The following is an 18,445-nucleotide window of genomic DNA, read 5'->3' as shown; positions in this document are numbered from 1 at the left end:
AAGCCATGGCCATCGACGCAAGCAAATTCACCATCGACGGATCGGGCAACATCCGCCAGGTCAGCGCCTTCGTGCCCGGCACGGACACGCGCTACCCGACCCTGGATCTGCACGCCTGGCTGCAAGACCTGGCGGACAACCCCAGCGCCAGCGGCGACGACCTGGTGAGCATCCTGGGCAGCAACCCGTCCGAGTTGGCCGGTAAGCGCAACGCCGCGCGCCCGATGGCGCTGACGCTGCTGCCGACCATGAACCTGAACGACGCCACGGCGCAGTGGTTCAACTTCGGGTCGGTGGAGCAGGACGCGGGGCAGACGCTCTACACCGGCCTCAAGGTGCTGGGCACGAACCCGGCCAACACGCCCATCTACATCACGCAGAACAACGCCAAGATCACGAAGTCCTGGGCGGACTCGGAGATTGCGAACTTTCAGATTCTGGTCAAGGCCAAGAGCGGCGGCGCGCTGATCGCAGGCGGCGACTTGCCGGCTGGGTCGGTGGCGGTCTACTCGCGCAAGTACGGCCAGACCTTCAGCCACTTCGATGTGAGCCTGTCGGCGGGCGGCGAGCAGGTGGCGGCCATTTCGACGGCGGCGGACGGCAACGTCTCCCTGAGCGCTGCAGCCGCCGAGGCCGTCTGGAACACGATGACCGTGGCGGCCGGCGACACGAACCAAGACCTCGGCAACGGCAACGGGTCCAAGCTCTACAAGGGCACCATCACCCTCAACGGCACCACGACGCTGGCCCAGGCATACCAAGCCTTGATGTGGGCCTGCAGCGAGAGCAGCACGGCGACCGTAGTGGGCGTGCCGGGCTGGCGCTACCGCAAGCTCAACACGAACTACGCGGAGAACGCAGCCGCTCCGTTCGGCAATTTCGCGGGCGGCAAGTTCTTCCTGGCTCAGGGCTGGTTCATTGCTGGCGTCATGTCGGCCGACTCGAAGAACTACCAGCTCATCGCCCATGACGGCACGACGCAGAGCCCGCCGACCAGCGTGCAAGTCCAGATCGCCGGCCTGGTGGCGGGGGACTATGTGATCGCGGCGCGTGACAACGGTTCGGGCGGGTTCTTGAACGACACGACCCTGGCCAGCACCGCCAGCGTTGGAGCAACCAGCGTGACGCTGACCGCCGCGCCGGGGGACACGCCCACGGGGGCCGGCTACATCCGCATCAACGGCAAGCCGCACACCTACACCGGGCGCGCGGGCAACGTGATCAGCGGCCTGTCGCCGGCCGTTCCTGCGGGCGGATACGCCTCGGGCCTGCCGGTGTTCATCCCGTTCGTGGATGCGGTGGCCAGCGGCGCCACGATCAGCAGCGGGGCGTTCCAGTTCTCGGCGCCGTTCACGGTGCGCTACAAGGTGCGCAACGGCGGCGGCTCGCCCATCGTCCCCTTCGAGTCCACCCTGAGCGTGACAGAAGCGGGCGGCTCGGGCAACACGGTTCGCACGGCCGACGCCTAAAGGCACGCGATGGCGCTGACCTTTCTCCCCGGCAGTCTGGTGATCGAGTCCGACAGCTCGATCCTGGACCTGCCCGCCTTTCACGCCGCCCTGCGCGACTGGGAGGACAGCGCAGAGGCGGCCGTCTACCCGGTGACGCACACCTACAAAGAGATCCCGCTCGGCGGCGGGGCGATCTTTCCAGCAGTGGATCTGGTCAACGGCTGGCAGCTTCGGTTCCCGGCGCCGGGCAACTACACCATCCGGGGCAATCTGGGCGGGACCATCCTGCCGGTGGCCGGGGTCTATGTGGAGCGCCAGACCAGCGCGGCCTATGTGACCACGGCCATTGGCGGTAGCGGCCCGAGCGCGATAAGCATCGCGGAAGCGGTCCGGAGCGAGCTGACCGCAGAGTTGGTGCGCCTGCGCGAGCTGGCCCTGCTGCACGGCCTGGAGCCCGGGGCACCGCTGGTGGTGGACGACGCCAACGGCACGCGCTCGGCCGGGGCCGTGGTGCAGTCGGTGGTGACGTCTCAGACCACCACGACAGTGAGCCGCCAATGAGCTTTCTTGGCCGTGCACTGGCTCTGCAGGGAGTGGGCTACCCGGGTCGCGTGCTTGCCCTGCAAGGCGTTGTGTCCTCTGTCCGAGTGGATGCACCTAGGCGGCATGGCAGCGGTGGGCGATTGGTCGGCCTGCACTTCAGGCAGGCTAGGCCAGACGCCGACCGCCGTGCACGGCGGCGCAATGAAGAGTTCTTGCTGCTGGTGAAACCATGAGCGACGCCCAGGCCTTCGCGGCCTTGCACAAACTGACGCCCGTCCAGGCTATGCAGTACTTGGCCGGTCGCACCGAACGGACGCTGACCTATTCATGGCAGGACCTTTGGCAGGAAGAACATGCGCAGCAGTTCACCGTGAGCCGACTAGCCCGTGCGGACCTGCTGGCGGACCTGCAGCGGCTGATAACCGAGGCCGTGGATGGCGATCTTTCACGCAGTGGCTTCGAACTTGATGCCAAGCAGCTTCTGTCTCGCGCTGGGTGGTGGGGCGAGAAGCACGTGCTTGACCCAGTGAGCGGTGAGCGCCAGGTCACCCGCTTTGATCCTGCCCGACTCAAGCTGATCTTCGACACCAACACCCGAATGGCCTATGCGGCTGGACAGTGGGAGCGAATTCAGCGGACCAAGCGCACCCACCCCTATCTGCGCTATGTGACGGCTGCAGATGATCGGGTGCGGCCGGCGCACCGGGCGTGGAACGGCGTGACGCTTCCAGTCGATGACCACTTCTGGCGCAGCCATATGCCGCCCAATGGCTGGCGCTGCCGCTGCCGAGTGGTGGCCGTCAACCAGCGAGACTACGACAGGGGAACGACGCCCGGTGGTAGGCCAATGCGCAAGACGGCCGTGGACTTGGGCGAGCGAGAGTGGGTCAACAAGCGCACCGGGGTGGTGGAGCGAGTGCCGGTGGGGGTCGATCCCGGCTTTGGCTACAACCCCGGCGTGGCCCGCGCCGAAGGTGTACAGAAGGCCGCGTCGGACAAACTGGCGGCCTTGTCTTTCGATGTGGCTACCAAGCTGCGTGATGACCTGGAGGGCGCGCCATGATCAGGATCTCTTCAACCCAGCCGAGCCCAAACCCACTTGAGCAACTGCTGAAGCGGCTGGCGGATGTGCGGCCCGCCATGGAGGCGATTGGTGCGGAGATGGAAAGCCGTGTGGCCAATCGGTTCGAGACCCGCACCGATCCTTCCGGTTCTTCCTGGGCACCTTGGGCACCATCAACAGCCGCCGCCTATCCCAAGAATGGCCGAGGCCAGCTTCTGGAGCGCCACGGTGACATGCTGAGCAGCTTGAGCTGGCAGGCCGATTCCACGAGCGTGCTGATTGGCTTTGGCGCCGCCGCCAGCCACAAGGGTGACGTGTACGCGATCTATCACGAGTTCGGCACCGCCCACATGCCCCGTCGCGGTCTACTTACCGCCGACCCAGACGCTGGGACACTGGCACCCGACGACGTCGCCGCAATCGATCAACTGCTGCGCGATCATTTCCTGGGCTGATCGGCGCTTTCCGCTGATTTCAGCGGGTCTTTTTCATTGCGCAAGCCTTTTTTCTGGCTCGTCCCACTTCTTCCGGCCTAGTTCCACAAAATCCCGGAAATATCGCGCGCCGTTCTCTTGGAATATCTCAACCCCCTTCACCAAAGGGCGAACCAATCGCCATCACCCACTCACCCACCTTGAGCCGCCCTACATCCCCCAGGCGCACTGCCGGCAGGCCGGTGGCCTCGATCTTCAGCACGGCTACGTCTGTGCGGCGATCCGCGCCCAGCACCTTGGCCTTGAACTCGCGCTTGTCGGTCAGGGTGACGATGACCTCGTCGGCTCCATCCACCACATGGGCATTGGTCATGATGACGCCGTCGGCGGCCAGCACGAAACCCGAGCCCACGCCACGGCGCTGGGGCTGATCGTCCTCCTCGCCGCCGCGCGGCGCCGGACGGCGGGGTGAGGGAATGCCGAAGCGCCGCAGGAATTCCTGCATCTGGGCATCGATCTCCGGTGTCTGGCCGCCGCGCATGCGCTCCGAGGTGCGGATATTGACCACTGAGGGGCCGAGCCGCTCAACGAGCTCCGTGAAGTCCGGCAAGTTGGCGTGCTGGGCCGCTACAGCGGTGGGCAGCCCCTGCAAACCCAAGGCCAGCGCACAAGAGGCCAACGCAATACGAGACACAGGCAACAGTCGGGCAGCTTTGAAGTTCATGGCGAAAACAAGCAGTTCAGGAGGGAAACACCGGCATCATGCCGCTGCGGGCGCCTCAACGCCCGGAAGTCACGCGGCAGTTGACGGCTCGGCGCTGGATTTCAAGGGGCGCCCCACCAATGGCGGCGTCGCCTGCCGGCCAGCGCCGCGCGCACCATAGGCCACAGCCCCGGATGCTGCGCCTGACGCAGGATCACGTGCCACTGCTCGGGCCACAACGCCCGCCAGCCACGGCCGACCGGGCAGCGCAGACGCAGCCAAAGCAATTCGTTCAGATCCAGCACCACGTCCACGCGCTGCAAGGGCGTTGGCTCCGCGCCGGGGTCTGTGGGCAGTAGGACCCAATGCCCCGCCTCGCAGACCAGTGCCCGCCACTGCGGGTGCGCCAACGGCCAGCTCAGGGCGGGCAGTTGGCGGGTGCTCACGGCTTACTGAAAGCGCTTGAACAGCAGGGTGCCGTTGGTGCCACCAAAGCCGAAGTTGTTCTTGGCCGCCACCTCGATGCGCATCTCGCGCGCCTGGTTGGCGCAGTAGTCCAGATCGCACTCGGGATCCGGGTCCTGCAGATTGATGGTCGGCGGTGCGATCTGGTCGCGCAGCGCCAGCACGGTGAACACCGACTCGATGCCGCCCGCGCCACCCAGCAGATGCCCGGTCATGGACTTGGTGGAGCTGACGACCATGTTCTTGGCATGCTCACCAAAAGCCTTCTTGATGGCATTGGTCTCGTTGGCGTCACCCAGCGGCGTCGAGGTGCCATGGGCGTTCAGATACTGCACCTCATCAGCGTTCAGACCGGCGTCGCGCAGGGCCGCCTGCATGGAGCGCCGGGGGCCGTCCACATTGGGCGCGGTCATGTGGTAGGCGTCAGCGCCCATGCCGAAACCGATCAACTCGGCATAGATGCGCGCGCCACGAGCCTGAGCATGTTCCAGGCTTTCCAACACCAGAACACCGGCGCCCTCACCCAGCACAAAGCCATCGCGGCCCTTGTCCCAGGGGCGCGAGGCACTGGCCGGGTCATCGTTGCGGGTGGAAAGGGCGCGGGCGGCCGCGAAGCCACCAATGCCCAAGGGCGAAACGGTGGACTCTGCACCGCCGGCCACCATCACATCCGCATCGCCGGCTTGAATCAAACGTGCCGCCACGCCGATGCTGTGCAAACCAGTCGTGCAAGCCGTCACCACCGCCAGATTGGGGCCCTGAAAGCCCAGCTTGATCGACAAGTGGCCGGAGATCATGTTGATGATCGACGCCGGCACAAAGAAGGGCGATACGCGACGCGGGCCGCGATTGAGCAACTCGGTCTGCGTCTCTTCAATCATCGGCAGACCACCGATGCCCGAGCCGACCAGGCAACCGATGCGCTCGGCCTGGGCCTCGCTCAAGGCCTCGCCCGTGGGCAGGCCTGCGTCTTGAACCGCCTGCATGCCCGCCGCCAAGCCGTAATGGATGAAGGTATCCATGCTGCGAGCCTCTTTGGCGGAGATGTAGTCCTCCACCTTGAAGCCCTTGACCTCGCCGGCGAACTGGCAGGCCAGATTGCTGGCATCAAAACGACTGACAGTGGCAATGCCCGAGCGACCGGCCAGGATGTTGGCCCAGCCCTCCGACACCGTATTGCCCACTGGCGAAATCAGACCCAACCCGGTGACAACGACGCGACGACGGCTCATGCGAAAAACTTCTTAGCGCTACAGATGGTCAAAAGGGCCTTACGGCCCCATTGAAGTGCGGAGCCAGGCCCCGCTGCTCAAGCCTGAATCAGGCCTTCTGGGCCTTGACGGCGTAGTCGATGGCCAACTGCACCGTGGTGATTTTCTCGGCTTCATCGTCAGGGATCTCGATGCCGAACTCGTCTTCCAGGGCCATCACCAGCTCCACGGTATCGAGCGAGTCAGCGCCCAGATCGGCCACGAAGGCCTTTTCATTGGTCACGTCCGCTTCAGGCACGCCGAGTTGTTCGGCAACGATCTTTTTGACGCGGGCTTCGATATCGCTCATGACTCCTCCAGGAGGTGTTTGCAAAAAAACAGCCCAGCATTCTACCGGGTCTAGAGAAGCACACCTAATCAGGCGCGCTGTAGCTCAACGCAATCCACTGAACTGCCGCATTCGTCGGGTTGCCACAGGGCCTCCTGACACCGCGTGCGGCAAGTCAGTCTTTCGTTCAGCACATATACATGCCACCGTTGACGTGCAGCTCGCTGCCCGTCACATAGCCGCCGCCGGAGCCGGCCAGGAAGGCCACAGCAGCCGCCACTTCCTTGGCCTCACCCAGGCGGGCCAGCGGGATCTGCGCCAGCAAGGCGGCCTGCTGCGCCTCGGGCAGGGCCGCGGTCATGTCGGTAGCAATGAAGCCCGGCGCCACGCAGTTCACGGTGATGCCACGGCTGCCCACCTCGCGCGCCAGTGCGCGGCTCATGCCGGCCAGTCCTGCCTTGGCGGCGGCGTAATTGGCCTGCCCAGGGTTGCCCGAGGCGCCCACCACCGAGGTGATGGAGATGATCCGGCCCATGCGCTGCTTCATCATGGGCTTGATGACCAGACGGCACATGCGGAACACGGCCTTCAGGTTGGTATCCAGCACGGCGTCCCAGTCCTCATCCTTGAGGCGCAGGGCCAGGGTGTCCCGGGTGATGCCAGCATTGTTCACCAGCACATGAAGGCCGCCCTGCTCCTTGACCAAGCGATCGACAACGGCCTCACAGGCCGCCGCGTCGTTCACATTCAAGGCCAGGCCCTGGCCGCCCCAAGGCGCGAGAGCAGCCGTGATGCGCTCGGCGCCATCGGCCGTGGTGGCAGTGCCGAAGACCTTGTGGCCTTGCTCGGCCAAGGTCTGGGCGATGGCCGCGCCAATGCCGCGGCTGGCGCCCGTGACCAGGGCTATGGAAGTCGGATTCCTCATCTCAGGCTCCAGGGTTCTGTTCCAGCAGAGCACGGGCCTCGGCCAGGCTGGAGGGGTCGCAAATCGTGGTCGTCAGCAGGCCAGCGTCGATGCGCTTGACCATGCCGGCCAACACCTTGCCCGGACCGCACTCGATCACATGGCCAAGGCCGCGCGCCTTCAGCGCCTGAATCACTTCGACCCAGCGCACCGGCTGATAGGCCTGGCGATAGAGCGCGTCGCGCAGTGCGGCCGCATCGGAGGGCGCGGCCACATCGACGTTGTTGACCACGGCAAAGGCTGGCGCCTGGAGTTCCAGTACGGACAAGGCCTGACGCAGGCGCTCGGCCGCCGGCTTCATCAAGCTGCTGTGGAACGGGGCCGACACCGGCAGCGGCAGCGCGCGCTTGGCACCGGCCGCCTTCAAGACCTCCATGCCCTTCTCGACACCGGCCTTGCTGCCCGCGATCACGGTCTGCTTGGGGTCGTTGAAGTTAACGGCTTCCACCACCTCGCCGCTGGCTTCGCGGGCCTGGGCGCACCCGGCCTTCACGGCTTCGGCCTCCAGCCCCAAGATGGCAGCCATGCCGCCCTGCCCTACGGGCACGGCCTCCTGCATGGCTTGGGCACGCAGGCGCACCAGCGGCAGGGCCTGGGCCAGGGTCAGCACGCCGGCAGCCACCAGCGCGCTGTACTCCCCCAGCGAATGGCCGGCGGCGGCCACTGGCGTGAGCCCGGTCTCCTGCACCCATGCGCGGTAGCAGGCCACACCGGCCGTCAACATCACCGGCTGGGTGTTGGTGGTCAGGTCCAACTGCTCCTTGGGACCCTGTTGAATCAAAGCGGCCATGTCCAGGCCGAGCGCCTCGCTGGCCTCGGCCAAAGTCGCGCGTACAGCGGGGTGGTCGCCCCAGGCATCCAGCATGCCGACGGCCTGCGAGCCCTGACCCGGGAAAACAAAAGCAAATGCTGCAGTCATGGAAGACTCCTTGGAATCAATAGGCCAGCAGGGCCGCGCCCCAGGTGAAGCCGCCCCCCACGCCCTCAAGCAACAGGTTTTGGCCGCGCTGAATCTGGCCACTGCGCACCGCTTGGTCCAAAGCCAACGGCACAGAGGCCGCAGAAGTGTTGCCGTGCTCTTGCACCGTCACCACCATGCGCTCTTCGGGCAGGCCCAGCTTCTTGGCCGTGCCTTTCATGATGCGCAGATTGGCTTGGTGCGGGATCAGCCAATCAATCTGCTCGGCCTTCATGCCGGCGCGCTCAATGACCTCTCGCGCCACTTTGTCGAGCGCCGAGACGGCCAGTTTGAACACCGCCTGACCATCCATGCGCACCACCGGGTGACCCGTCACATGCCCGCCTTTGACGGACCCAGGCACACAGAGAACCTCGGCCTGCGCCCCATCGGCATGCAAGGCGGTAGCCAGGATGCCAGGCTCTTCGGAGGCGCCGAGCACCACGGCCCCAGCACCGTCACCAAACAGAACGCAGGTGGTGCGGTCCTTGAAGTCCAGCAGGCGAGAAAACACCTCAGCGCCGATCACCAAGGCATGCCGGGCCTGGCCGGCACGGATCATGGCGTCCGCCACCGACAGGGCGTACAGAAAGCCAGAGCAAACCGCTTGCACGTCAAAAGCCGCGCAGCCGGCCACGCCCAGCTTGGCCTGCAACAGGCAGGCAGTGGAGGGGAAAACCATGTCCGGCGTGGTGGTGGCCACGATGATCAGATCAAGCTGATCGGCCCCGATGCCCGCCGCCTGCAATGCGGCTTGGGCAGCCGGCAGCGCCAGATCGCTGGTGTTTTGATCGGCCGCCGCAAAGTGACGCGCCTTGATCCCAGTGCGCTCGGTGATCCAGTCATCCGAGGTTTCCACCCCATCAGCGGCCAGTTCGGCGGCCAAATCGGCATTGGAAACACGGCGCTCAGGCAAATAGCTGCCGGTGCCCAGAACACGCGCAAAGCGCGGCAGTGAAGTCAGGTTCATGCGTTCACTCATTGGGGCGCTGCGGCCAGGGTGGCGGCCACGCGCGCGTGCACACCGTCCAGCAGATCGTGCCGGGCGGCTTCATAAGCGCGGGTCAGCGCGCACTCAAACGAGAAAGCATCGGCCGAGCCATGGCTCTTGAACACCAGACCGCGCAAGCCCAGCAACGCAGCGCCGTTGAATCGACGATGGTCCACCCGATGCTTGAAGCGCCTCAGGACCGGAAGGGCCGCCAGGGCGCTGAGCTTGGACAGCCAACTGGCGCCGAATTCGGCCTTGAGCTGCGCGCCAATCATGCCAGCCAGGCCTTCGGCGGCCTTCAACGCGACGTTGCCAACAAAGCCGTCGCAGACCACGATGTCGGTCGTGCCCTTGAAGATGTCATTGCCTTCCACATTGCCGTGGAAGTTGATCTGCCCAGCAGCATGCGCCGCACGCAGCAATTCGCCCGCCTGCTTGATGACCTCGCTGCCCTTGATGACCTCTTCACCTACATTCAGGAGGCCCACCGTGGGGGCAGCCTTCTCGCTGATGGCGGCCACCAGGGCCGAACCCATGACGGCGAACTGCAGCAGATGCTCGGCGCTGCAATCGACATTGGCGCCCAGATCCAGCACGGTGGTGGAGCCGCCGGTCTGATTGGGCAGGGCGCTGGCAATGGCCGGGCGGTCGATGCCGTCCACTGTCTTGAGCAGATAGCGTGAGAGCGCCATCAGCGCCCCGGTGTTGCCGGCCGACACGCAGGCATCGGCCGACGCCCTACCCTGCTCATCGGGCTTGAGCTGGCTGATGGCCACGCGCATGGAAGAATCCTTCTTGCGACGCAGCGCCAGCTCAACCGGGTCGTGCATTTCCACCACCTCGGTAGCCTCAACCAGGGTGCATCGCGGCCAAGCTTTGGCTTGAGCCAGCACATCGGCTCGACCCACCAGCACCAGATGGGCTTGGGGGTGACTGGCCAAAAAGGATTTGCAGGCCGGCAGGGTCATGGCCGGCCCTTGGTCGCCCCCCATGCAATCCACCGCCAAACGCACCAACTGCATTGAGATTTCCTTCAGCGCAAAGCACAACGCCCGCCGACCCCTTGCGGGGACGTCGGGCGCAGTCTTGGACTCAACAGGGACTGGAGATCACGCATGCCGCGTGGCATTGACCCCAACAGCCCCAGGAGGATCCTTAGGCGGCGTCAGCCTTGGTCTTCAGCACCTTGCGGCCACGGTAAAAGCCAGTGGGGCTGATGTGGTGACGCAGATGCACTTCGCCAGTGGTCGGCTCGATGCCGGTGCCCGGGCTAACCAGGGCATTGTGCGAACGGTGCATGCCGCGCTTGGAAGGCGACTTCTTGTTTTGTTGAACGGCCATGATTGCTCCAATGCTGTGCGGGTGGCCAGGCTCTGCTGACTCACTCCGACCTTCGCCCCTGCAGGGCCAACCCACAAGAAACGACAAACCTGCCAGCACCTTTGGAAGTAGCGGCAGCGACAAAAGCCCGCGATTCTAGAACAGTTTTCGAGTCCGCGAAAGAGTGGAGCGCAAATCTATTTCTTTGGCTCGGCGCGCAAGGCTGCCAACACCGCAAACGGATTGGGCTTGACCTCGGCCTGCTGCTCTGGCTCGGGCTCGCCTTGCGGGATGGGCGGAGGTTCGCAGTCGTCATGCATGGGCACGATAGGGAGCGCCAGCAGCAGTTCGTCCTCAACCAACTCCCGCGCATCAAAGCTGCGGCTCAGCACCAGCAAGTCTTCCTCGGCCTCGGGGTCCAACTCCAGGGCCGTAGCCTCATCTCGCACAAAGCGGAAAGCCCGCTCGAAACGAATCTGCTGCTCAAAAGCCTGCAGGCAGCGCTGACAACAGAGTCGCGCTGCGGCACCCACATCCAGATGCAGCCAAACCTCGGGCGCAGCGCCCACTGACTTGCGCCACTCGCCGGTCAGCGTCCACTGTACGGGCACCAAAGCCTGATCCGGCAAATTCGACTCCACCCAACGCGTCAACTCAGACGCCGGCCACTCCCCTGCCAGACGCGCACCTTGCTTGGCAAAGGCCTCAACATCCAAGCGCTCAGGCTTCCAGTTCAATTCGGCTTTCATGGCGGCAGTGTACGAATGGAAGAATGGCGCCATGCATGCTGCCTCCCATCTGATCCTGGCCTCCACCTCGCGCTATCGGCGTGAATTGCTGGAGCGCCTGCACCTGCCCTTCACGGTGCAGGCCCCCGAAACCGATGAAACCCCGCGGACCGGCGAGCAACCAGCGCAGTTGGCCGAGCGCTTGTCGCTGGCCAAGGCGCTGGCCGTGGCTCGGCAATCGCCGCAAGCCTGGGTCATTGGCGCCGATCAGGTCGCCGATTTGGAAGGGGAGCCGATCGGCAAGCCCGGCGATCTGGCGCGTGCGCAAGCCCAACTGGAACGACTGAGTGGCCGCACTGTGGTGTTCCAAACCGGCCTGGCCCTGGTGCGTGCAGCCGACGGCTGGCAGCGCAGCATCGTCGTTCCGGTCAAAGTTCGCTTTCGAACGCTGAGTGCCGCGCAAATCGCGCGCTATCTGGCTCTTGAGCCCGCCATTGACTGCGCTGGCAGCGCCAAGAGTGAGGGTCTGGGCATCAGCCTGCTGGAGTCCATCGAGTCCGACGACCCCACCGCACTGATCGGCCTGCCCCTGATCGCGCTGGGTCGGATATTGCGCGAGGCGGGGCTGGACCCCTTGGCAGCATGAGCAAGGGCCGCCTCTACCTGGTACCCAACACCCTGGATTTCGGTGTCGCCACGGAGCTGGCCGCACTGGATGATGTGCTGCCCCGGCACACCCTGCACCGGGCGGCGCAACTCACGCACTGGGTGGTTGAAAACGCCAAGACGGCACGCGCCTTTCTCAAGAGAGTGGATGCCGTATTTCCGCTGACACAGCCGCTGCAGGCGCTGAGCATTCAAGAGCTGCCACGCCCCGCCAAAGGCCGACCCGAAGCAGAGAGTACAGCATCGACCCATGGACCGCTGCTCCAACCGGCGCACGAAGGCATGGACATCGGGCTGCTCTCCGAGGCAGGCCTGCCCGCGGTGGCCGACCCGGGCAGCGCCTTGGTCGCCCTGGCGCATTCACAGGGCATCGAGGTCGTCACCTTGCCCGGCTCCAGCAGTTTGGTGCTGGCCCTGGCCGCCAGCGGACTGCAAGGCCAGTGCTTTGCCTTCATTGGTTATCTGCCGGTGGAGCCCGCAAGCCGTCAAGTGCGCATCCGTGAGCTGGAGCAGCGCTCGCGCCGCGAAGGCCAGACTCAGTTGGCGATTGAGACGCCGTATCGCAACCCAGCCCTGCTGGATGCGTTGTTGCAATCGCTGCAACCCGGCACCCTGCTCTCAGTCAGTACTTCCTTGTGCACGCCGAAGGCCTGGACCCGAACTGCCAAAGTGGCGGACTGGCGCCGCCAGCCCAGCCGATTGCCCAACGATCAACCCGCAATGTTCTCCTGGCTGGCGGACTCCAAAGGCTGATCCGCCGCCACCACGCGAGGCGCAAACAAAGCGGCCATCTGGCGCTTGGGCTTGATGTAGCGCGACGGACCCGCCGGTTTGGCCGCCGTGGCTGCCGCGCGCTCCCAGGCCGGCGGCTCAACCGGCGCGCTGGGCTCGTAAGGCTTGTCGAAGAACGGATCGGCCGGCGCTCGACGCGGGGCGGGGCGGTATTCCGAACGGCCGACATCGCTGCGCTCGAAGCGCTCGCGACGCTCTGGACGCTCAGATCGTTCCGCACGATCTCCCCAGTCTCCACGGGCAGGACGGCGCTCACGCTCTTCGTCCGCAACGGCCACGGTCTCCAGGTCCATCTTGCGCTTGATCAACTTCTCGATGTCCGCCACCAGGCGCGCATCGGTCGGCGACACAAAGGTGATGGCCACACCCAATGCGCCCGCGCGACCCGTACGGCCAATGCGGTGCACATAGTCCTCGGCGTTGAAAGGCACGTCGAAGTTAAACACCAGGGGCAGTTCGGCGATATCCAGTCCGCGACCCGCCACATCGGTAGCGATCAGCAAGTCCACTTCGCCCGCCTTGAACGCCGCCAGCGTCTTCAGGCGCTCGTCCTGGCTCTTGTCGCCATGCAGCGCACTGGCCTTGATGCCCTCACGCTCAAGCGCACGCGTCAGGCGCGCCGCGCCGAGCTTGCTGTTCATGAACACGATGGCCTGCTTGGCACCACGCTCGCGCCAAAGCTGCAGCAGCAGCGCGCGCTTCTTGTCATCGCCCACGCCGTAGAAGCGCTGCTCCACATTGGCCGAGGTGGCATTCGGCCGGGCCACTTCCACCAACTCGGGGTTCTGCAGATAGCTCGAAGCCAACCGCTTGATTTCGGGCGAGAAGGTGGCCGAAAACAGCAGGGTCTGACGGGTCTTGGGCAGGTAGCTGAGGATGCGCTGCAGGTCCGGCAAGAAGCCGATGTCCAGCATGCGGTCGGCTTCATCGAGCACCACGTACTCGACCTGATGCAGCGCGCAATTCTTGCCCTCGATGTGATCCAGCAGGCGGCCGGGCGTGGCGATCAACACCTCCACCCCGCCGCGCAATTGCAGCGCCTGGGGCTTGATGTCAACGCCACCAAACACGCAGGCTACGCGCAGATTGGTGTGCTTGGCATAGGCCAACACGTTTTGCGCCACTTGGTCAGCCAGTTCCCGAGTGGGGGCCAGCACCACCGCACGCACAGGGTGCCGTGCCGGTGACATGCTGCTGTTCTCATGCTTGAGCATGCGTTGCAGCAGCGGAATAGAAAAGGCGGCAGTCTTGCCGGTACCGGTCTGCGCCGCGCCCATCACATCGCGGCCGTCCAGCACGATGGGGATGGCCTTGGCCTGAATCGGCGTCATCGCCGTATAGCCGGAATCGCTGACTGCGCGGAGCAGTTTGGGGTCCAGCGGCAGCGTGTCAAAGCGCTGAGGCGCCGGGGTTGCTTCTTGGGTCATAGGCGGCGATTGTCGCCGCTTCGGCAAATCAGCCGGTTTCAGGCGTGGGATCCGCGCCGCACCAGCCAGCGCGGAGTGCGAAAGCGCACGATGCGCCAATACAGACTCACATATGTCAGTACATAGACAAGCAGCACGATGGAGAGGGCACGACTGCTATTCCACCAGATCACCGCCGGCACCGCAGCCAAGGCACAGGCCACCCACAGATATGGCGCAGTCAGTGAATTGCGACGCACCAACTCGCGTGCATCGCGACTACCAACTGCCCACCTGATCAGGCGCCGGTAGATCAGGCTATGCAGATGAACACCATCCGGCTTGTCCATCGGCCGACCCCGCAAAACCTTGCGCCGGTACATCGAGAACACTGTCTCAACGATCGGATAGGCGCACAGAACCAAAGGGAACAGAGGAGAGACCTCGGGTTGGCTCGCGACCAAAAGAATGCCAAGTTCGGCGAGCATAAATCCTAAGAAATACGCTCCGCCATCACCCAGAAAAATCAGGCCCAAGGGGAAGTTCACCAAGAACAAGCCAAGGGTCGCAGCAACCATCAGCAAACTACAGATTGCAATTACCGAATCGCCGACCACAAAGGCCACCAACCCCAGGCCAGAAAGCATGATCACACAACACATTGAGGCTAGACCGTTGAACCCATCGATGATGTTGATCGAGTTAGTGACCCCAGCGACCACAAACAAGGCCAGAAAGACTGCGCCGCCTGTGCTCGCAGTCAGTGGGTCGAGCAAAGGGATGTCGGTGCGCGTAATTCGCGCACCCAACCAGATTGCCGCCAGCAGTGCGCCTAACAGCAGAGCCAGCATGCGCTGCAAAGGGCTGACACTCTTGGTCAAGTCTTCCCACAGGCCGGCGATGAAGGCTGGAAGCGCGCACAGGTACAAAGTACCCACGAAACCACTATGTTCAGGATGCCGCAAGGCCCACCAGACAATAGCCAGCGTAAATCCTACGCAGAGCGCCACCCCACCAACCCTGGGGACGGGCCGAGCGTGGAACTTCTGGGGGCCGCTGAGATCCGAGTCGGCTGACCACCAAGCATGTATGCGCGCCGAACGCACGATGAGCAGAGCCACCAGAGCGGCAGTCAATAGCCCAAAGACTGCCGCCGTAATAATTTCAGACACGATTGACGGCCCCTAGCGGTGGCCACGCAGGGCGGGCCAAATCTGCCTAAGTAGTTGTTGCCGCCTGTCGCTCCGTTGTCCGCATCTCAATTGGAAACGCACAATCACCCACAGCGTCAGCAGCAATCCAACTCCCAAGCTCACACTTATGCCGACCATGGCGCGCTTGGGCCTGGACTTCCTCTCGGGAACCTGAGGTGCATCGACAACTTGCAACAATCCGCCTTCGCGCCCCTCGTCGACTCGCGCCAACTCGTATTGCCGCGAGAACTGCTCCAGAAGGGCTTCTTGGTACTTGTACTCACGAAATCTCGTGATGTAGTCTCCGCTCTCCTCCTTAGGTCCGACCCTTTCAAGCTGTTGGAGCCTGACGCGCAACGCTGCCAGGGCTCCCAACTGTTGTTGAACCTCAGGAGCCTGCTCTGTCATGGTACTCAAGAGCATCTTCACTCGGATTTCAGCAGCCGTGGTTTCAGCGCGTAAGCGGGCATAGTTTTCGGCTGCAGCCTTTGGTTCAGCCTTAAGACTGCCTGCAGCGAAACCGACCCTCTGCAAGACCTCCTGAGCAGCCTGCAGTCGTTCTGCAGCCTCTGCGCGCCGCACCTCAAAGAACTTCCGTCGCTGTTGCGCCTCAGAAATTGCGAGCTCGTTGGAAACGCGGCGGAACTCGTCCACCATGCCCTCCGCCATTGCGGCAGCGCGTGATGGCTCCTTGTCATCGACCTCAATCACGATCAGACCGTCACGCCGACCGATGATGACGCGCAAGTTTCGCCAGAATTCTTCGCGAGCCACAATACGCAGCTCACTGTCGTACACCTGCATGAGGTCGAATCGCTCAATCATGCGATCGGCGACATTTGCACTCAATAGCAACGATACGAACTGATCGGGGCCCCGTCCACTAGAGCTTGGCAGGCCAGCCAAAGCCCCTAGAGAGGCCAACGCCGCTCCTGCACCTGATTGCGGCTGAACTGGCGGCAGAACCACAGCCCGACTCGTGAAGGTGGGCTTGACCAAGAATGACCCAGCAACTGCCAGCACGCCTGCGAGCAGACCTCCGAGCACGATCAGCCTGGAGTGGCGCGCCAACTCCAACACATAGTCCAGGGTGCCCAATTCCTGGCTGCCATTCGTCTGTATTTCGCTCATGCTCACTGGGTCAGGTTCTTTAAGGCCACAGCACCCAGGCCAAACTGCGACAAGATCTGCGCCCAGTCCTTAAGCTCCTGGGTCAAGCGGACCTTGTCCATCTCCTCAGGAACAAAAATCGTGTCGCCTGGCAAAGCCGCAATCTGCTCAAAAGCTGGTCGCGAAGACCACCAAGAACCGCCTTTTCGCTTACCCACGATCGAACCATCGGCCCGCAATACAAACATACTGCCCGAGTCAGCGCCACGAGTCGCCCCTCCAGCCATGCGCAGGAAGTGCCCAAGAGTCTGCTTATCGGTGTACTGATAGCTACCTCCCCCAAAAACGCTACCGTAAACGTTCACTGGCTGCACGCGCGAAGGCACGATCAGCCGGTCGCCATCTTCCAGCGGCATGGCGGGAAGTCCCGTCGCTTCGGGGTCGGTTTGGAGAACGACACGCCCCGTCGGCTGCGCTTGGCGCAAACGCTCAATCAGACGCAAATGGCTGACACGCAGGCTTTCATCCTGTGTCGTCGCCGTCATTGCGAGCTCCTTGCGGTTCACAGCAGCACGCGTAAGCTCAGTCTCGAGCTCTCGCAGAACCTTGTCCAAGTTCTCGATCTGCCGCTTGCGCGCCGTTTCACGGCGAAGCTCAGCACCATAAATGAAGGCCTCTCCGCTGGGGCCACCGGCCGCGGCCATAGCATCATTAAGCGTGGCTCCGGCTGGCAGCACATAGTCCCCCGGGCGCTTGACCTCGCCCTCGACACGGACCCTCTTAAGCTGCGAGAAACCGGGGCGACTAAGGTCGGCCAAGCTACTCACGCGCAGTACTTCGCCAGAGCGCAAGACCTTTCGCCGATCGCGCTCCAAATCAAGCGCGCGCACTGGCTGAGCCATACCCAGGGATAGCACCGTCGCCGAGCTGCGATCGGCAACTGCAGACAGGCCGCCAGCCATCTCCAACAGATCTTCGACCGCCTCTTCACCCTTGAGCTCGAAGACTGCCGCGTGATTCACACTGCCAATCACAGCCACCTGAGCACCGACAGCCGGAACATGCACAACATCGCCACTTCGGATGCGACAGTCAGTGCAGACTTGGCCCTTGAGCAACCAGTCATAAAGGTCAAACTTGCCAGCTTCTTTGCCTCCGCGGCGAAGCAGGATCTGTCGCATGCTGCCCACGGCAGTCGGGCCACCAGCGCTCGCGAGCACTTGAGTCAGACTTGCCAGACTGGAAACTCGATGCTCTCCTGGACGCGCCACTTGGCCGGTCACCGTAACGCGAATAGTGCGCAACTCGCCCATAGACACCGCAAGGCCAAATTGCTTAAACGTCCTGGCAACACGCTGCCGAATCTGATCCGGTAGCTCAGAGAAGCGCATACCGGCCACTTGAATCGTACCAACACGAGGCACCGCAATACTGCCACCTCGAGATACACGCAGGCGCAGGCTAGCCTCCACACTTCCCCAGAGGTCGAGCAGCACTTCGTCACCCGGCCCAAGTACATAGTCCTCCGGCACGTCAACATCGTCGGTTATTGACTCACCGCTGACGCCCTTCCAAAGCAAAGAAAAACCAAAACGCCGCACCGCAGGTATGCGCTCCTCAGCCCCCGGAAATCCTGGTAAGGACTCAGGCAAGCCAGCTTTAGCCAAACGGGAGGCCATCAACTCGAACTCACTCGGCTTGTAGTCATCCAATTTGTGACGCGCGACGCGAGACGAGTTCAAGTCAGAGCGTATATCGAGTGTCTGCGAAGATGCGGTCAAAGAGTCGGGCGACTCCACCAGAGGCCCCAAGACTCGAGGCTTGCTGGGCGACTGCTGCAATCTCACTGGCCCCAAACCGGCGCCATTGGGAATCACAGCTTCGCCTTCGGCCCAGACGCTTCCGGCTTGGACCAGCAAGAGCAGGCCCGCGCCCAGTATTGAGCGAAGAGTAGGAAGGCCAGAACTTAGAGGACTAACCATGAATTCGTACAGAAGAACAGGACAAGCCCAAAAACAAGCCGCCTGAACGGCGGCTGGCTTAATGGGAACCACTTTGATTGTAGCCTTCGGCTCTTTTGAACCGCCCCGGGTTTTGAGGAGGCTCCTTCGTTTGAGAA

Annotated in this window: 19 protein-coding genes and 1 pseudogene; 6 read left to right on the top strand and 14 right to left on the bottom strand. The window is 63.6% G+C overall.

Translation table 11 applies throughout. The features are described from left to right. Positions 1–5 precede the first annotated feature (5 nt). From FF090_RS06060 to FF090_RS06045, 4 genes are all read left to right on the top strand, one after another. Positions 6–1,469: a hypothetical protein gene (locus FF090_RS06060; protein WP_138855877.1), complete on the top strand. Its 1,464-nt coding sequence runs from the start codon at positions 6–8 to the stop codon at positions 1,467–1,469. A 9-nt stretch (positions 1,470–1,478) separates the two neighbouring features. After that, positions 1,479–2,012 carry a hypothetical protein gene (locus FF090_RS06055; protein WP_138855876.1) on the top strand — a complete coding sequence of 178 codons (534 nt, stop codon included), beginning with the start codon at positions 1,479–1,481 and terminating at the stop codon, positions 2,010–2,012. A gap of 211 nt (positions 2,013–2,223) precedes the next feature. Further along, complete coding sequence (locus FF090_RS06050; RefSeq protein ID WP_138855875.1) at positions 2,224–3,057, top strand: phage head morphogenesis protein; 834 nt, start codon at positions 2,224–2,226, stop codon at positions 3,055–3,057. Continuing rightward, positions 3,054–3,512: a phage virion morphogenesis protein gene (locus FF090_RS06045; protein WP_138855874.1), complete on the top strand. Its 459-nt coding sequence runs from the start codon at positions 3,054–3,056 to the stop codon at positions 3,510–3,512. The genes FF090_RS06050 and FF090_RS06045 overlap by 4 nt, the downstream gene beginning before the upstream one ends. Positions 3,513–3,651: 139 nt before the next feature. Here FF090_RS06045 and FF090_RS06040 read toward each other — a convergent pair. The 10 genes and pseudogenes from FF090_RS06040 to FF090_RS05995 all read right to left on the bottom strand — a co-directional run. Next, a pseudogene (locus tag FF090_RS06040) lies at positions 3,652–4,215 on the bottom strand (trypsin-like peptidase domain-containing protein); the annotation flags it as partial. Between the two features lie 101 nt (positions 4,216–4,316). After that, a complete protein-coding gene (locus FF090_RS06035) occupies positions 4,317–4,640 on the bottom strand; it encodes a hypothetical protein (protein WP_138855872.1) in 324 nt (107 codons plus the stop codon). A gap of 3 nt (positions 4,641–4,643) precedes the next feature. Continuing rightward, positions 4,644–5,891, bottom strand: coding sequence for a beta-ketoacyl-ACP synthase II (gene fabF / locus FF090_RS06030; protein WP_138855871.1), 1,248 nt, complete (start codon positions 5,889–5,891; stop codon positions 4,644–4,646). Between the two features lie 88 nt (positions 5,892–5,979). Continuing rightward, entirely contained in the window at positions 5,980–6,219 is a 240-nt protein-coding gene (acpP, locus tag FF090_RS06025; RefSeq protein WP_138855870.1) for an acyl carrier protein, read from the bottom strand. Positions 6,220–6,385: 166 nt separating this feature from the next. Beyond that, complete coding sequence (gene fabG, locus FF090_RS06020; protein ID WP_138855869.1) at positions 6,386–7,123, bottom strand: 3-oxoacyl-ACP reductase FabG; 738 nt, start codon at positions 7,121–7,123, stop codon at positions 6,386–6,388. 1 nt (position 7,124) lies between these two features. Next, positions 7,125–8,081 (bottom strand): ACP S-malonyltransferase, encoded by a 957-nt coding sequence (gene fabD, locus FF090_RS06015; RefSeq protein WP_138855868.1) that lies wholly within the window; start codon positions 8,079–8,081, stop codon positions 7,125–7,127. Positions 8,082–8,097: 16 nt separating this feature from the next. Then, the gene (locus FF090_RS06010) at positions 8,098–9,090 is read right to left on the bottom strand and encodes a beta-ketoacyl-ACP synthase III (RefSeq protein WP_375137406.1); all 993 of its coding nucleotides are present in this window, start codon (positions 9,088–9,090) and stop codon (positions 8,098–8,100) included. A gap of 8 nt (positions 9,091–9,098) precedes the next feature. Further along, positions 9,099–10,127 (bottom strand): phosphate acyltransferase PlsX, encoded by a 1,029-nt coding sequence (gene plsX / locus FF090_RS06005; protein ID WP_138858300.1) that lies wholly within the window; start codon positions 10,125–10,127, stop codon positions 9,099–9,101. Positions 10,128–10,266: 139 nt separating this feature from the next. Then, positions 10,267–10,452, bottom strand: coding sequence for a 50S ribosomal protein L32 (gene rpmF, locus FF090_RS06000; RefSeq protein ID WP_138855867.1), 186 nt, complete (start codon positions 10,450–10,452; stop codon positions 10,267–10,269). 176 nt (positions 10,453–10,628) lie between these two features. Further along, positions 10,629–11,180, bottom strand: coding sequence for a YceD family protein (locus tag FF090_RS05995; RefSeq protein WP_138855866.1), 552 nt, complete (start codon positions 11,178–11,180; stop codon positions 10,629–10,631). Between the two features lie 31 nt (positions 11,181–11,211). Here FF090_RS05995 and FF090_RS05990 point away from each other — a divergent pair, with 31 nt between their 5' ends. Further along, entirely contained in the window at positions 11,212–11,805 is a 594-nt protein-coding gene (locus FF090_RS05990; protein ID WP_138855865.1) for a Maf family protein, read from the top strand. Continuing rightward, a complete protein-coding gene (locus FF090_RS05985) occupies positions 11,802–12,578 on the top strand; it encodes an SAM-dependent methyltransferase (protein WP_138855864.1) in 777 nt (258 codons plus the stop codon). The genes FF090_RS05990 and FF090_RS05985 overlap by 4 nt, the downstream gene beginning before the upstream one ends. On the opposite strand, the gene FF090_RS05980 is transcribed toward FF090_RS05985, so the two are convergent. The 4 genes from FF090_RS05980 to FF090_RS05965 are packed head-to-tail and all read right to left on the bottom strand — an operon-like array spanning position 12,536 to position 18,068. Next, positions 12,536–14,044: a DEAD/DEAH box helicase gene (locus FF090_RS05980; protein ID WP_138855863.1), complete on the bottom strand. Its 1,509-nt coding sequence runs from the start codon at positions 14,042–14,044 to the stop codon at positions 12,536–12,538. The genes FF090_RS05985 and FF090_RS05980 overlap by 43 nt on opposite strands. Positions 14,045–14,082: 38 nt before the next feature. Continuing rightward, a complete protein-coding gene (locus FF090_RS05975) occupies positions 14,083–15,183 on the bottom strand; it encodes an MraY family glycosyltransferase (RefSeq protein ID WP_375137410.1) in 1,101 nt (366 codons plus the stop codon). A 24-nt stretch (positions 15,184–15,207) separates the two neighbouring features. Then, on the bottom strand, positions 15,208–16,347 hold the full coding sequence (locus FF090_RS05970) for a Wzz/FepE/Etk N-terminal domain-containing protein (RefSeq protein ID WP_138855862.1): 1,140 nt from the start codon (positions 16,345–16,347) through the stop codon (positions 15,208–15,210). A 2-nt stretch (positions 16,348–16,349) separates the two neighbouring features. Further along, the gene (locus FF090_RS05965) at positions 16,350–18,068 is read right to left on the bottom strand and encodes an SLBB domain-containing protein (RefSeq protein ID WP_175423552.1); all 1,719 of its coding nucleotides are present in this window, start codon (positions 18,066–18,068) and stop codon (positions 16,350–16,352) included. Positions 18,069–18,445: the final 377 nt, after the last annotated feature.

This window comes from Inhella inkyongensis (assembly GCF_005952805.1).
GTDB classification, from domain to species: domain Bacteria; phylum Pseudomonadota; class Gammaproteobacteria; order Burkholderiales; family Burkholderiaceae_C; genus Inhella; species Inhella inkyongensis.
Note: the sequence above shows the minus strand (reverse complement) of the source record. Positions and strands in the feature narration are given on the sequence as shown.